The following is a 12,609-nucleotide window of genomic DNA, read 5'->3' as shown; positions in this document are numbered from 1 at the left end:
TAACGATGAAACGCAAACACCTTTGGGTATTGAACCCTTGCCTGCTGGCGATGCTTGCGCCGGCGGCCTGGGCAGAAGAACAAAAAAGCGAAGATCAAATGGTGGTATCCGCCAGCCGCTCGCACCGTAGCGTGGCAGAGATGGCGCAAACCACCTGGGTGATTGAAAGCCAGGAAATTGAGCAACAGGTTCAGGGCGGCAAGGAAATCAAAGATATCCTGGCGCAACTGATCCCAGGCATGGATGTCAGCAGTCAGGGCCGCACCAACTACGGCATGAACATGCGCGGCCGTTCGATGATGGTGATGATCGACGGCGTGCGTTTGAACTCTTCGCGCAGCGACAGCCGCCAGTTGGATTCCATCGATCCGTTCAACATCGAGCACATTGAGGTGATTTCCGGCGCCACCTCGCTGTATGGCGGCGGCAGCACCGGCGGCCTGATCAACATCGTCACCAAGAAAGGGCAAAAAGAGAAACAGGTTGAGCTGCAGGTGGGCGGAAAAACCGGTTTCGGCGGCCATAACGATCACGACGAGAATGTGTCGGCGGCGGTCAGCGGCGGCAACGATAACGCTTCGGGCCGCCTGTCGGTCTCCTATCAGCGTTACGGCGGCTGGTACGACGGCAAAGGCAATGAGGTGTTGATTGATAACACCCAAACCGGGCTGCAATATTCCGATCGCATCGACGTAATGGGTACCGGCACCATTAACATTGACGATCACCAGCAGTTGCAGGTGACGACGCAGTATTTCAACAGCGAGTCAGACGGCAAGCACGGCCTGTATCTGGGGCAAAATTTCTCGGCCGTGACCGGTGCGGGCCAGGCCTCCAACGGCAGCAACCTGAATTCGGACCGTATACCGGGCACCGAACGTCACCTGATTAACCTGCAATATTCCAACACCGATTTCTGGGGACAGGATTTGGTGGCGCAGGTCTATTATCGCGACGAGTCGCTGACCTTCTACCCGTTCCCGACGCTGGCTAGCGGCAAGGTCACCAGCATCGGTGCCTCACAGCAGAAGACCGATTTTTACGGCGGCAAACTGACGCTGAACAGCAAGCCGATTGACGCTCTGACGCTGACTTACGGCGTCGACGCCGAGCATGAAAGCTTCAACGCCAACCAGCAGTTCTTCAATCTGGCCAAAGCGCAGCAGTCCGGCGGGATGGCGCTGGAAAATGCCTATAACGTCGGCCGCTATCCGGGCTATACCACCACCAACCTGGCGCCGTTCCTGCAGGCCAGCTATGACATCGACCCGATGTTTACCCTCAGCGGTGGTGTACGTTATCAATACACCGAGAACAAGGTGGACGACTTTGTCGGCTATGCGCAGCAACAAGGGATCGCCAATGGTCTGGCGAGCTCCGCCGATGCGGTGCCAGGCGGCAAAACCGACTACAACAACGCCTTGTTCAACGCCGGTTTACTGGTGCACCTGACCGAGCGTCAGCAAGCATGGATCAACTTCTCGCAAGGCTTTGAGATCCCGGATCTGGCGAAGTACTACGGTTCGGGTACTTATAAGCTGGTCAACGGGCATTATCAGTTGCAGAAAAGCGTCAACGTTAATGACTCCAAACTGGAAGGCATCAAGGTTAACGCCTACGAGTTGGGCTGGCGCTACACCGGCGATAACTTGCGTACCCAGGTCGCTGCCTATTACTCGCTGTCGGATAAAACCATCTCGATCAACAAAACCGACATGACCATCAACCTGGATTCGGATAAACGCCGGATTTACGGGGTGGAAGGTGCGGTGGATTACTTCTTCGATAACAGCGAATGGAGCACCGGCACCACCTTTAACCTGATCAAATCGGAAACCAAAACCGACGGCAAGTGGGAAAAGCTGACGGTCGACACCGCCAGCCCGTCGAAAGCCACCGCCTACGTCAATTGGGCTCCGGGCGATTGGAATCTTCGCATGCAGTCGCAGCAAACCTTCGACGTATCGGATGCCGACGGCAATAAAATCAACGGTTACAACACCCTCGATTTCCTCGGCAGCTACGCTTTGCCGGTGGGGAAAGTCAGCTTCAGCGTGGAAAACCTGCTGGACAAGAATTACACCACCGTCTGGGGCCAGCGCGCGCCGATCCTTTACAGCCCAACCTACGGCTCACCAGAGCTGTACAGCTATAAAGGCCGTGGCCGCACCTTTGGCCTGAACTACTCAGTGCTGTTCTGATCCTGATAAGGGCGAAGCCAACTTCGCCCTCTTATCTTTCCCTTTCGTTGCCGATTTATATCAGTTATGTAATAATCCAGGATACTGATCAAGGAGCGATCATCTATGGATAAGCACCAAGTAAAACAGCTGATATGGATAGCAAGCAGTAAAAAAGACCTGCTTTCGCTGCCTGAAGAAATTATTAAATCAATGGGTTATACCCTACATTGGGTTCAGGCGGGATTAACGCCACCCGGAGTGAACCCCTTAAAGGGATTTCTGGGTGCTGGCGTATTGGAAAAGGTTGAGGATTTTGACGGTAACACCTACCGGGCAGTTTATACCGTGCGGTTCGAAGACACTGTATTTGTGCTCCACTGCTTTCAGAAAAAATCCAAAACAGGAATTTCAACGCCAAAGGCGGACATTGAATTCATCAAGTCTCGCCTGAGCAAAGCCAAACAGATTTACGAGGACATGAAAAATGGCAAAATATGACGAAAATGATTTTGAGATCGGTTCGGACAACATTTTTGCTGATTTAAAACTGCCTGATGCAGAAAACCTTAAACTAAAGGCCGATCTCGCCATCAAAATTATCAATACAATTCAACAGCTAGGACTCAACCAAGTAGAAGCGGGCAAACGAATGAACCTGCCACAGGCACGAGTTTCCGCGTTGTATAACGGCAAATTTTTCAATATGTCAGAGCAAAAGCTGATGATCTGCCTCAACCGACTCGGTTACGACATAGAAATTATCGTCAAACCCAGCCAGAACACCGTCGGCCAGCGTACCCTTTCAGTGACGTAAAAACTCCGTGCCGGCATGCCGGCACGGGTTATTTTTTGAAAGGGTGCTGCGCCACCCAATGTTCGGCGATATCCTGCCGCCGGCACACCCAGACCCGATCGTGCTGCTCGACATAATCCAGGAACCGCTGCAACGCGCGGAACTTGCCCGGACGCCCCAGTAAACGGCAGTGCATGCCGATCGACAGCATCTTCGGCGACGATTCCCCTTCGGCATACAGCACGTCAAAGCTGTCTTTCAGGTAGGTATAGAACTGCTCGCCGGTATTAAAGCCCTGCGGCGAAGCAAAGCGCATATCGTTGGCCTCAAGCGTGTAGGGCACGATCAGATGCGGTTTTTTTTCGCCATTGGCGCACTGTACTTCGGTCCAGAACGGCAAATCGTCGCCATAATAGTCGCTGTCGTACAGCAAACCGCCTTGTTCCACCACCAGCCTGCGGGTGTTCGGGCTGTCGCGGCCGGTATACCAGCCGAGCGGCGCTTTGCCGAACAGATCGCTCAGTACCGAGAGCGCCCGCTGCATATGCTGCCGTTCGGTCGCTTCATCCATATTCTGATAGTGGATCCAGCGCCAGCCGTGGCTGACCACATCATAATTGGCGTTTTTGATCGCCTCGACCACCAGCGGATTGCGCGCCAGCGCCATCGCCACGCCAAACACCGTTAACGGCAGGCCACGACGTTGAAACTCATTATGGATACGCCAGAACCCGGCGCGTGACCCGTACTCGTACAGCGACTCCATCGACATATGTCGTTCGGGGTAGCTGGCCGCGCCAATGATATCGGACAGGAACTGTTCGGAACCGGCATCGCCATGCAGCACGTTGTTTTCCGCGCCCTCTTCGTAGTTAAGGACAAACTGGACTGCGATACGCGCCTGCCCCGGCCAGCGGGCGTGCGGCGGCCGGCCACCATACCCCATCAAATCGCGGGGATACTCTTGATTGAAATCATACTCTTTCATCGCTGTTTCCCTCTGCCGATTACCCGTTAAAACTGCCAAACATGCCGGACAAGGGTTTGACCAGCGGGAAATCCAGATCGCCGTGCTTGCTGGTGCTCAAGCCCAGCGCATGCAGCGATTCGATCATTTTCACCGCAGCGCTGACGCCGTCGATCACCGGGATCCCCAACTCCTGCGTCAGTTCACGAGCCAAATCGGCCATGCCGCCGCAGCCGAGCACGATCGCCCCGCTGCCGTCGTGTTGCTTTGCTTTAATGCACTGTTCGCGTACTTTTCGCTGAGCCAGGCCGCTGCCATCTTCCAGCGTCAGCACCGGTAGATCGATAGCGTGCAGCGCGGCGCAGTGGCGCTCAAACCCGTATTGATGCAGTAAGTGGCGCGCAATGGTCAGCGTGCGCGGCAGCGTGGTGACGATAGAAAAGCGCGTCGCCACCAGCGTCGCCATATGCATGGCCGCCTCGGCGATGCCAACCACCGGCCGGCTTGCCAGCTCGCGCGCCGCCAGCAGGCCCGGATCGCCAAAACAGGCAATGATATGGCCGCTGACGCCGGCTTCGCGGCCGAGTTTGACCTGCTGCAGAACACCGACCACGGCAATCGCTTCATCGAAATGGCCCTCTATCGACGGCGCTCCCTCTTGCGGACAAACCGCCAGGATCTTGGTGCCCGGCGCAGCTACGGCACGGGCGGCACCGGCAATGGTCGCCGTCATGGCCCGGCTGGTGTTCGGGTTGATAACCTGGATGATGCAATCGGCGGTCATAAGGGCTCCTGCAAACCGGTCTTGGCAAAAATACGGGCGAAATCAGGGGTTTCATCCGCGCCGTCATTAAATCTCAGGTTCGCCACAATATCGTCAAAATGGCGGGCCATGTGCTCCACCAGCGCCGTACTGTCCTTGCGGCGCAGCAGCGCCAGCAGATCGCTGTGATCGTGACAACGGCACCCCTGCTGCCAGGGTGCGCCGTAAACGGCAATCACCAGTGATGAGCGCAGCGTGAGCTGCGAAACCATTTCGGTCAGTACGTTATTGCCGGCGATCGCCTGTAATTGGACGTGAAAGGTGGCAGACAGACGAATGGCCGCCGCGCCGTCCTGATCGCGGTGCGCCTGCTGTTCCTGCGCCACGATGCCTTCCATCGCCAGCAGATGTTCTTCACGACAGGCGGCAATCACCTGCGGCAAGTTGGCGCACTCCAGCATTTTGCGCGTCTGGAAAACGTTCGCCGCCTCATCCGGCCCCGGCGTTGTCACCTGTGCACCACGCTTGGGCAGGTGGGTAACCATCTGCACTGCGGCAAGGCGCTGCAGCACCCGCCGGATCCCGGTGCGGCTGACGCCAAAGGTCTCCGCCAACGCCTCTTCCGGCAATTTACTGCCGGGCAGCAGCCGGTGTTCGACAATCGCCTTCACCAGCTCGTTGTAAATATGATCGTCTTTATCTTCAGTGAAATAAGTGGCTTGTTGCCCGAGCCACGCGGTGTTCGCGCCGATCGTCGTGCCGATCATTTTGCTGCTCCCTGTACCGTTAGAGAATCAAATCGTATACAAGATTAAGATATTTTGTATACAAAAAAGAGCAATCTGGCCTGAATCCTGCAAAAGCCTTCTCAGCAATCTTTGCCAAAAAACAGATAACCACCTCCGGGTGACGTTCTTGAGAGGAGCACGATTTATGCCAAACCCTAATGAAAATTACAGCCCAAAGCTGTGTAACGACGATCTGGCGCCAACGCGCGATCAGAACTGGAGCTGGTACAACATCTTTTCCTTCTGGATGTCGGATGTACACAGCATGGGCGGCTATGTGGTAGCCGCCAGCTTCTTCGCCCTCGGTCTGTCGAGCTGGCAGGTACTGATTTGCCTGCTGGTGGGGATCTGTATCGTGCAGTTTTGCGCCAACCTGGTCGCCAAACCCAGCCAGCTCGGCGGCGTGCCTTACGCCGTGCTGAGCCGCCAGGCATTTGGCGTGTTCGGCGCCAATATCCCGGCGGTGATCCGCGGGATGATCGCCTTCGCCTGGTACGGTATACAAACCTATCTGGCTTCCAATGCGCTGATGCTGACGTTGCTGAAATTCTTCCCGTCGCTGGAGCCGATGACCCAGCCGCATTTCCTCGGGCTGTCGCAGCTTGGTTGGTGTTGTTACATCACCATGTGGGTGTTGCAGGCGATGGTGTTCTGGCATGGCATGACGGCGATCAAGCGTTTTATCGATATCGCCGGACCGGCGGTTTATGTGGTGATGTTCGCGTTGGCCGGCTGGATTGTATACCGCGTCGGTTTCTCCAACCTTTCCCTCACGCTGGCGAGCAAAAACCTGAGCGCCGGTGAACAAGGCTGGCTGATGCTGACCGCCACTGCGCTGGTGGTGTCTTACTTCTCCGGCCCGCTGCTGAATTTCGGCGACTTTACCCGCTACGGCAAAAGCTTTGCCGAGGTGCAGCGCGGCAACCGCTGGGGCCTGCCGTTCAACTACCTGTTGTTCTCGCTGGTCACCGTAGTGATCGTTTCCGGCACCCTGCCGCTGTTCGGTCAGTTGATCACCGATCCGATCGAAACCGTCACCCGTCTCGACAGCGATATCGCCGTGGCCCTTGGCCTGCTGACCATGATTGTCGCCACCATAGGCATCAATATCGTGGCCAACTTTGTGTCGCCAGCGTTTGATTTCTCCAACTGTTCGCCGCAGAAAATCAGCTTCCGCACCGGCGGGATGATCGCCGCCGTGGGTTCTTTCCTGCTGACGCCGTGGAACCTGTTCCAGTCACCCGAGCTGATCCACTACACGCTGGACGTGCTCGCGGCCTTTATCGGCCCGCTGTTCGGCATTTTGCTGGTGGATTTTTACATCATCAAACGCGGCGAACTGCACGTCGACGATTTGTACAACGCTACGCCGGGGGGACGTTACTGGTATAAGAACGGTTTCAACCCGAACGCTATCTGGGCGCTGGTGCCGTCGGTGATTATCGGGCTGGCGATCAGCTTTACGCCCAGCCTGCATGAGGTGGCGAACTTTAGCTGGTTTATCGGTGCCGCACTGGGTGGGGGATGCTATCGGATCATTGCCCGTCGCGAATGGGCAGCCAATCAGTCAGTGACCTTTGCTAAAAGGCAGTTGAGCAAAGATTAAAAACAACGAAGCCCTGAGTTATTGCTAACTCAGGGCTTCTTAATGTTGGCGGAACGGACGGGGCTCGAACCCGCGACCCCCTGCGTGACAGGCAGGTATTCTAACCAACTGAACTACCGCTCCGCGCCATTCAACTCTTGCGAGAGGAACGAGGCGCATATTACGGTTGGGCTTCTATTCCGTCAATGCCTTTTTCTTACGAAATTAACCGTTTGCGCAGTTTTTCAGCTAAGGCGGTTAAAAAGCGCGTTTTCATGCCGGGAACGCCGTTATTCCGCTTCCGCACGCCACAGGCAACTGCCGCCCTTTTTCGCCACCAAATCCAGTCGCGCCTCATGGGCCACCACTTCCGCATCGCTGGCATAGACCACTTTCATCGCCGTCGCCGGACGCACAATCCGCTGTATATCCTGCGTCGAGTCGTTATGCTGCGTGTCGCCTTCCATCTGAAACGCCATCGACGTCTGGCCGCCGGTCATCGCCAGATAAACTTCCGCCAGGATCTCGGCATCGAGCAATGCGCCGTGCAGCGTACGCTTGCTGTTGTCTATCTCATAACGGCCGCACAGGGCATCAAGGTTGTTGCGCTTGCCCGGGAACAGGCGGCGCGCCATCAACAGGCTGTCGGTGATGGTACAGAAGGTGTCGGTCTTCGGCAGCCCCTTCTGCAACATGCGGAATTCGTGATCCATAAAGCCGATGTCGAACGACGCATTATGAATGACTAACTCACCGCCACGGATGAACTCGATGAACTCATCAGCGATTTGGTCGAACGTGGGTTTATCCGCCAGGAACTCATCGCTGATGCCGTGAACCCCGTAGGCTTCAGGATCCACCAGCCGATCGGGTTTGACGTAAACGTGATAGTGGCGGCCGGTCAGGCGACGGTTGATCACTTCCACTGCGCCAATTTCAATGATGCGGTGGCCTTCGTAATGCACCCCGAGTTTGTTCATACCGGTGGTTTCGGTATCGAGGACAATTTGTCTGGTGGTTGTAGAGATCATATTGCAGTGCTCACAGCGCTCGTTTATGTCAGACTTGGCTTTTATAAAACCGATAGGAAGAGTCTACCAGAGATGCTCAAACAGGTAGAAATTTTCACCGACGGCTCCTGCCTTGGCAACCCGGGCCCCGGTGGTTACGGCGCAATACTGCGCTATAAGCAAGTTGAGAAAACCTTCAGTGCGGGCTACCGCCTGACCACCAACAATCGTATGGAGCTGATGGCGGCGATTGTCGCGCTCGAAGCCCTGACCACCCCTTGTGAAGTGACGCTGAGCACCGACAGCCAGTATGTGCGCCAGGGCATTACCAGTTGGATCCATAACTGGAAAAAGCGTGGCTGGAAAACAGCCGATAAAAAACCGGTCAAAAATGTCGATCTTTGGCAACGGTTGGACCTGGCTATTCAGACCCATACCATCAAGTGGGAATGGGTCAAAGGCCACGCCGGTCACCCGGAGAACGAACGCTGCGACGTGTTGGCGCGCGATGCGGCCGGCAACCCCACGCAGGATGACGTGGGTTACAAACCGGAAAGCTAAGGCAGCTTGCGGTAACTCTTGGTCGCGCCGACGGCGCGGCTGAGAGCCGGTTTTCTGGCCCCCACCTTCATCGGCGTTGGCGTCAAAGGCAAGGTACGTTTGCGCGCGACAATCACGCTCATGCACCCCAGCGCCGGCAAATGCGTACTTAAAAACGTCCCGCCTTTGCGCTGCCACGGCAGTACATGAAAACGCGCCTGATGCAGCACTTCATAATTTAACAGGCTGAGCCAGTCCAACAGGCGCATTTGGGTAAACATGCGGCTGACATAGGGCTGACGATGGCGTAATCCGGGCACCAGCTTGCCCAATCCCAACAGGCTGAACGGGTTGAAACTGCTGATCACCAGCCAACCGTCGTCAATCAACACGCGATCGACTTCGCGCAGCATACGGTGCGGATCGTCGGCATAAGACAGCGTATGCGCCAGCAGGCAGGCATCTACCGATTTGGCGGCGAACGGCAGCTGGTAGGCATCCGCCAGCACCTGCAGGTTTTCCCCTTTCAAGCTCACATTCACCTGATGCGAAATGGCGCACTTGTCGGTCGCCAGGCTGGCGCTGAGGTTACCGAGTTTCAGCAGGTGAAAACCGAACAGCTTCGACCACCAGGGTTGCAACTGCCGCTCGAGCGCCTCACGATAGTATTCCCCCCACGGCATCTCAGCCCAAGACTGTGGGCCGGCGAGCTTTTCTAGAGTATGGGCTGGTTTCATGATTTATTATCTTCTTTCAAGCCGTTGCCAACAGGAGGTCCAACATGAATCTTATCAGCATTCCCGCCTTCCAGGACAATTACATTTGGTTATTGGATAACCAACAAGGGCATTGCGTCCTGGTCGATCCCGGCGAAGCGCAGCCGGCGCTTGACGCGTTGGAACGCCTGAATCTGACGCCTGATGCCATTCTGCTGACCCACCATCATCACGATCACGTCGGCGGCGTAGCGCAAATTGCGGCGCGCTATCCTGGCTTGAAGGTCTACGGCCCGCAGGAAACGGCCGACAAGGGAGCAAATCACCTCGTTCATGACGGTGAAACGATCGAAATCAACGGCCGCCAATATGCCGTTATCGCGGTTCCCGGACATACGCTGGGTCATGTGGCATTCTATAGCGCGCCTTATCTGTTCTGCGGAGACACGATTTTCTCTGCCGGCTGCGGCAGGCTGTTTGAAGGAACTGCCGAGCAAATGTACAACGCATTTCAACAACTCGCGCAACTTCCCGATAACACCTTAATTTGCTGCGCGCATGAATATACTCTTTCAAATCTTAAGTTTGCGCGGGCTATTTTGCCGGAAGATCGAGAGATTGAAACATATCAACAACAAGTCGAAGCATTAAGGGCAAAAGGCCAGCCCAGCGTCCCTACATGGCTACAAACAGAGCGTAAAATTAACCTATTTTTACGATGCCATGACACTGATTTACAAAAGAAATTAGGCTTTTATACACCACCAGACCCTCTTCATTCGGTTTTTTCCGAATTACGCCTCAGGAAAGATAACTTCTGAGCTTTTAGTTGTGTTATTTGACGAAGCAAAGTATGATTGCTCGTCTTTTAAGCAACTATATTGACACACACATGAAGGCTAAAGCGATATTTCTCGCCTCAGTCTTGCTAGTGGGGTGCCAGTCATCCAGGCAGGATGCACCGGCCCCAGAACAGCATGCACAGAGTTTGTCTTCGGCAGGTCAAGAAGGTGAAGCAGGAGAGTACACAGCGAATGGTCGAGCGAGCTCGGCGCGGTGGCTAGATAACAATAGTGGTGCCGCGCAACAGAACCTGTGGAACTTCATTAGCGACGAGCTGAAGATGGAGGTTCCGGAAAATTCCCGGATCCGTGATCAAAAAAGAAAGTACCTAAAAAGTAAGAGCTATCTCCACGATGTAACATTACGGGCAGAGCCGTACATGTACTGGATAGTCGGGCAGATTAAGAAACGTAATATGCCGATGGAACTGGTACTGCTACCCATAGTGGAGAGCGCTTTTGACCCACACGCCACGTCAAGTGCCAACGCCGCAGGGCTATGGCAAATCGTGCCGCAAACGGGTCGTAATTATGGTTTGAAAAACAACCAGTGGTATGACGGGCGACGCGATGTCGTGGCCTCGACGACTGCTGCGCTTGATATGATGCAGTATTTGAACCGCATGTTTAACGGTGACTGGTTATTGACCATTGCCGCTTATAACAGTGGTGAAGGCCGTGTCATGCAAGCGGTTAAGGCAAATAAACGCCAGGGTAAGCCAACCAATTTCTGGGCATTGTCGCTTCCGCGTGAAACGTCAATTTATGTCCCGAAAATGCTGGCGCTGAGCGACATCATTAAAAACAGCAAGCAGTACGGCATCAATCTGCCAAAGACTGATAACACCCGTGCACTGGCTCGTATTGATGTCGGACAGCAAATACAGTTAACTCAGGCGGCTGAGATGGCTGGGCTTTCAATTACCAAGATGAAAGCTTATAACCCCGGTTACAAAAAAGGCGTTACGGCACCCAACGGGCCCCATTACATTATGGTTCCTAAAGGAAATGCCGATCAGCTGAAAGACTCGCTGGCCGATGGCCAGATCGCGGTGACTCAGCCAACTGCACAGTTGGCGAAGAACAGCGGCTTGTCTGGTGGCAGCTCGTATAAAGTGCGCTCCGGCGACACGGTATCGGGCATTGCCAAGCGGTTGAACATTAAAACCAGCGATTTGCAGAGTTGGAACAACTTGCGTGCCAAGAGCGCTTTAAAAGTTGGGCAAACCCTGCAAGTGGCCAGCAACACTGACAGTAACAGCAGTATCACCTATCAGGTTCGTAAAGGTGATTCGCTTGCCAGTATTGCACGTCGTCATCGCGTCGATATTACCGACGTGATGCGTTGGAATTCAACGCTCGGCAAAGGCAGCAGCCTGCAACCCGGTCTGAAACTGACCTTGTTTGTAAGCAACAAAATGACGCCGGACACCTAAATTTCCGGCACAAAAAAAGCACCCTACGGGGTGCTTTTTTATTGGCTAAATGCTGAGCGTTCATTACCAGTGCGGCTTGTCCGCCTCAGGATGAAACTCCACCAGCAGAGGGTTGTGATCCGAAGCACTGGTCACCAGTACGGATGCCTCCGCAACCCCCATATTGCGATAAAAGACAAAGTCCAACGGGCGGCCAAAGGCTTTGCGGCGGTGATCGTCTGTGAAATTCACCTCACGCAGCGCCATATCGCTGGCGAACTGATACAACGCATTGATTCGTTTGCGGCTCCAGGCATTAAAATCCCCGGCCATGATCACCGGCCCATGGTGATTAGCAATTTGCTCACCGATTGGCCCCAGTTGCTTACTGTATACATCCACACCCAAGCTAAAATTCACCGCATGGATATTTACCACCATCAGCAGTTGGCCGTTAAACAGCGGATAGACGGTAATCAAGGCCGACTTGGCTAACCGCAGTAGCGGTTCACGTTCACGCAGCGGGCAGCAGTAAACCGGGTGAGCCGCCGCCAGCGTCATCACACCTGAAGGATGTTGGGGCAGCGCAAATGCCGGCACCTGATCGGCCGCCAGATAGTTGGCAGTGGCAAAGCTCACCAGTTCAGGTGTAGTTTGCGCTTCTTGCAACAGCACCAGCTGTGCATCCTTGCCATAGTTTTTCAGCACCGAGAGCCAGTCTGCCCGTTGCTGTTTAAAGATATTCCACACCATCACCCGCAACGCGCCTGCCGTGGGCAATGCGGCCCCGGGCGGCAGCGGCTGGTTGATAGCACCAGGGAAAATTCGCTCAACTGGCTGGCCTGCAACATACCTCATTGCATAAGTTCGTTTCGGCACGCTATTCGCCTATTTCCCATGAGGATGAAACTGACGGTGACATTCCCGCCAACAATGAATCGATTATACGCCTGCCCTCACCTGACAGCATGGCTTTTACGGGGTATATCCTTTTCAGTTATAGGGGC

The 12,609-nt window shown here is 54.8% G+C and carries 13 protein-coding genes and 1 tRNA gene; 7 read left to right on the top strand and 7 right to left on the bottom strand.

All coding sequences use genetic code 11. The annotated features are described in order from the left end of the window. Nucleotides 1–5 precede the first annotated feature (5 nt). The 3 genes from SERAS12_RS04330 to SERAS12_RS04320 all read left to right on the top strand — a co-directional run bounded on the left by SERAS12_RS04330 (nt 6) and on the right by SERAS12_RS04320 (nt 2,997). Nucleotides 6–2,201 carry a TonB-dependent siderophore receptor gene (locus SERAS12_RS04330; RefSeq protein WP_013811602.1) on the top strand — a complete coding sequence of 732 codons (2,196 nt, stop codon included), beginning with the start codon at nt 6–8 and terminating at the stop codon, nt 2,199–2,201. A 105-nt stretch (nt 2,202–2,306) separates the two neighbouring features. Beyond that, complete coding sequence (locus SERAS12_RS04325) at nt 2,307–2,681, top strand: type II toxin-antitoxin system RelE/ParE family toxin (RefSeq protein WP_013811601.1); 375 nt, start codon at nt 2,307–2,309, stop codon at nt 2,679–2,681. After that, nucleotides 2,668–2,997 carry a helix-turn-helix domain-containing protein gene (locus SERAS12_RS04320; RefSeq protein WP_013811600.1) on the top strand — a complete coding sequence of 110 codons (330 nt, stop codon included), beginning with the start codon at nt 2,668–2,670 and terminating at the stop codon, nt 2,995–2,997. Before SERAS12_RS04325 ends, SERAS12_RS04320 begins: the two co-directional genes overlap by 14 nt. A gap of 28 nt (nt 2,998–3,025) precedes the next feature. Here SERAS12_RS04320 and puuE read toward each other — a convergent pair whose 3' ends face one another. From puuE to SERAS12_RS04305, 3 genes are read right to left on the bottom strand one after another with little or no spacing between them, the layout of a single operon-like run. After that, nucleotides 3,026–3,964 (bottom strand): allantoinase PuuE, encoded by a 939-nt coding sequence (puuE, locus tag SERAS12_RS04315; RefSeq protein WP_013811599.1) that lies wholly within the window; start codon nt 3,962–3,964, stop codon nt 3,026–3,028. A gap of 19 nt (nt 3,965–3,983) precedes the next feature. Continuing rightward, nucleotides 3,984–4,727 (bottom strand): allantoin racemase, encoded by a 744-nt coding sequence (hpxA, locus tag SERAS12_RS04310; protein WP_013811598.1) that lies wholly within the window; start codon nt 4,725–4,727, stop codon nt 3,984–3,986. Next, nucleotides 4,724–5,473: a GntR family transcriptional regulator gene (locus tag SERAS12_RS04305; protein ID WP_013811597.1), complete on the bottom strand. Its 750-nt coding sequence runs from the start codon at nt 5,471–5,473 to the stop codon at nt 4,724–4,726. Before SERAS12_RS04305 ends, hpxA begins: the two co-directional genes overlap by 4 nt. Before the next feature lie 166 nt (nt 5,474–5,639). Between SERAS12_RS04305 and SERAS12_RS04300 the strand changes: the two genes are divergently transcribed. After that, nucleotides 5,640–7,100 carry an NCS1 family nucleobase:cation symporter-1 gene (locus SERAS12_RS04300; RefSeq protein WP_004948989.1) on the top strand — a complete coding sequence of 487 codons (1,461 nt, stop codon included), beginning with the start codon at nt 5,640–5,642 and terminating at the stop codon, nt 7,098–7,100. 46 nt (nt 7,101–7,146) lie between these two features. On the opposite strand, the gene SERAS12_RS04295 is transcribed toward SERAS12_RS04300, so the two are convergent. Further along, nucleotides 7,147–7,223 (bottom strand) — tRNA-Asp (locus tag SERAS12_RS04295). A 146-nt stretch (nt 7,224–7,369) separates the two neighbouring features. Beyond that, on the bottom strand, nt 7,370–8,110 hold the full coding sequence (gene dnaQ, locus SERAS12_RS04290) for a DNA polymerase III subunit epsilon (RefSeq protein WP_006322410.1): 741 nt from the start codon (nt 8,108–8,110) through the stop codon (nt 7,370–7,372). Between the two features lie 72 nt (nt 8,111–8,182). Between dnaQ and rnhA the strand changes: the two genes are divergently transcribed. Continuing rightward, nucleotides 8,183–8,650 carry a ribonuclease HI gene (rnhA, locus tag SERAS12_RS04285; RefSeq protein WP_013811596.1) on the top strand — a complete coding sequence of 156 codons (468 nt, stop codon included), beginning with the start codon at nt 8,183–8,185 and terminating at the stop codon, nt 8,648–8,650. On the opposite strand, the gene SERAS12_RS04280 is transcribed toward rnhA, so the two are convergent. After that, complete coding sequence (locus tag SERAS12_RS04280) at nt 8,647–9,366, bottom strand: class I SAM-dependent methyltransferase (protein WP_006323760.1); 720 nt, start codon at nt 9,364–9,366, stop codon at nt 8,647–8,649. The genes rnhA and SERAS12_RS04280 overlap by 4 nt on opposite strands. Nucleotides 9,367–9,410: 44 nt before the next feature. Here SERAS12_RS04280 and gloB point away from each other — a divergent pair, with 44 nt between their 5' ends. Then, nucleotides 9,411–10,166 carry a hydroxyacylglutathione hydrolase gene (gloB, locus tag SERAS12_RS04275; protein ID WP_013811595.1) on the top strand — a complete coding sequence of 252 codons (756 nt, stop codon included), beginning with the start codon at nt 9,411–9,413 and terminating at the stop codon, nt 10,164–10,166. A gap of 71 nt (nt 10,167–10,237) precedes the next feature. After that, a complete protein-coding gene (gene mltD / locus SERAS12_RS04270; protein WP_174270200.1) occupies nt 10,238–11,623 on the top strand; it encodes a murein transglycosylase D in 1,386 nt (461 codons plus the stop codon). A gap of 63 nt (nt 11,624–11,686) precedes the next feature. On the opposite strand, the gene SERAS12_RS04265 is transcribed toward mltD, so the two are convergent. Then, a complete protein-coding gene (locus SERAS12_RS04265) occupies nt 11,687–12,481 on the bottom strand; it encodes an endonuclease/exonuclease/phosphatase family protein (protein ID WP_013811593.1) in 795 nt (264 codons plus the stop codon). Nucleotides 12,482–12,609 lie beyond the last annotated feature (128 nt).

Origin of the sequence: Serratia sp. AS12 (genome assembly GCF_000214195.1) — a bacterium.
In the GTDB taxonomy this organism is placed as follows: Bacteria; Pseudomonadota; Gammaproteobacteria; order Enterobacterales; family Enterobacteriaceae; genus Serratia; species Serratia plymuthica.
The sequence above is the reverse complement of the archived record's forward strand: the minus strand, read 5'-3'. Positions and strand labels throughout refer to the sequence as shown.

Bases quoted from the DNA above. Each gene is read 5' to 3' on its own strand.
- SERAS12_RS04330 (WP_013811602.1), top strand. From the start codon at position 6: ATGAAACGCAAACACCTTTGGGTATTGAACCCTTGCCTGCTGGCGATG.
- SERAS12_RS04325 (WP_013811601.1), top strand. From the start codon at position 2,307: ATGGATAAGCACCAAGTAAAACAGCTGATATGGATAGCAAGCAGTAAA.
- SERAS12_RS04320 (WP_013811600.1), top strand. From the start codon at position 2,668: ATGGCAAAATATGACGAAAATGATTTTGAGATCGGTTCGGACAACATT.
- puuE (WP_013811599.1), bottom strand. From the start codon at position 3,964: ATGAAAGAGTATGATTTCAATCAAGAGTATCCCCGCGATTTGATGGGG.
- hpxA (WP_013811598.1), bottom strand. From the start codon at position 4,727: ATGACCGCCGATTGCATCATCCAGGTTATCAACCCGAACACCAGCCGG.
- SERAS12_RS04305 (WP_013811597.1), bottom strand. From the start codon at position 5,473: ATGATCGGCACGACGATCGGCGCGAACACCGCGTGGCTCGGGCAACAA.
- SERAS12_RS04300 (WP_004948989.1), top strand. From the start codon at position 5,640: ATGCCAAACCCTAATGAAAATTACAGCCCAAAGCTGTGTAACGACGAT.
- dnaQ (WP_006322410.1), bottom strand. From the start codon at position 8,110: ATGATCTCTACAACCACCAGACAAATTGTCCTCGATACCGAAACCACC.
- rnhA (WP_013811596.1), top strand. From the start codon at position 8,183: ATGCTCAAACAGGTAGAAATTTTCACCGACGGCTCCTGCCTTGGCAAC.
- SERAS12_RS04280 (WP_006323760.1), bottom strand. From the start codon at position 9,366: ATGAAACCAGCCCATACTCTAGAAAAGCTCGCCGGCCCACAGTCTTGG.
- gloB (WP_013811595.1), top strand. From the start codon at position 9,411: ATGAATCTTATCAGCATTCCCGCCTTCCAGGACAATTACATTTGGTTA.
- mltD (WP_174270200.1), top strand. From the start codon at position 10,238: ATGAAGGCTAAAGCGATATTTCTCGCCTCAGTCTTGCTAGTGGGGTGC.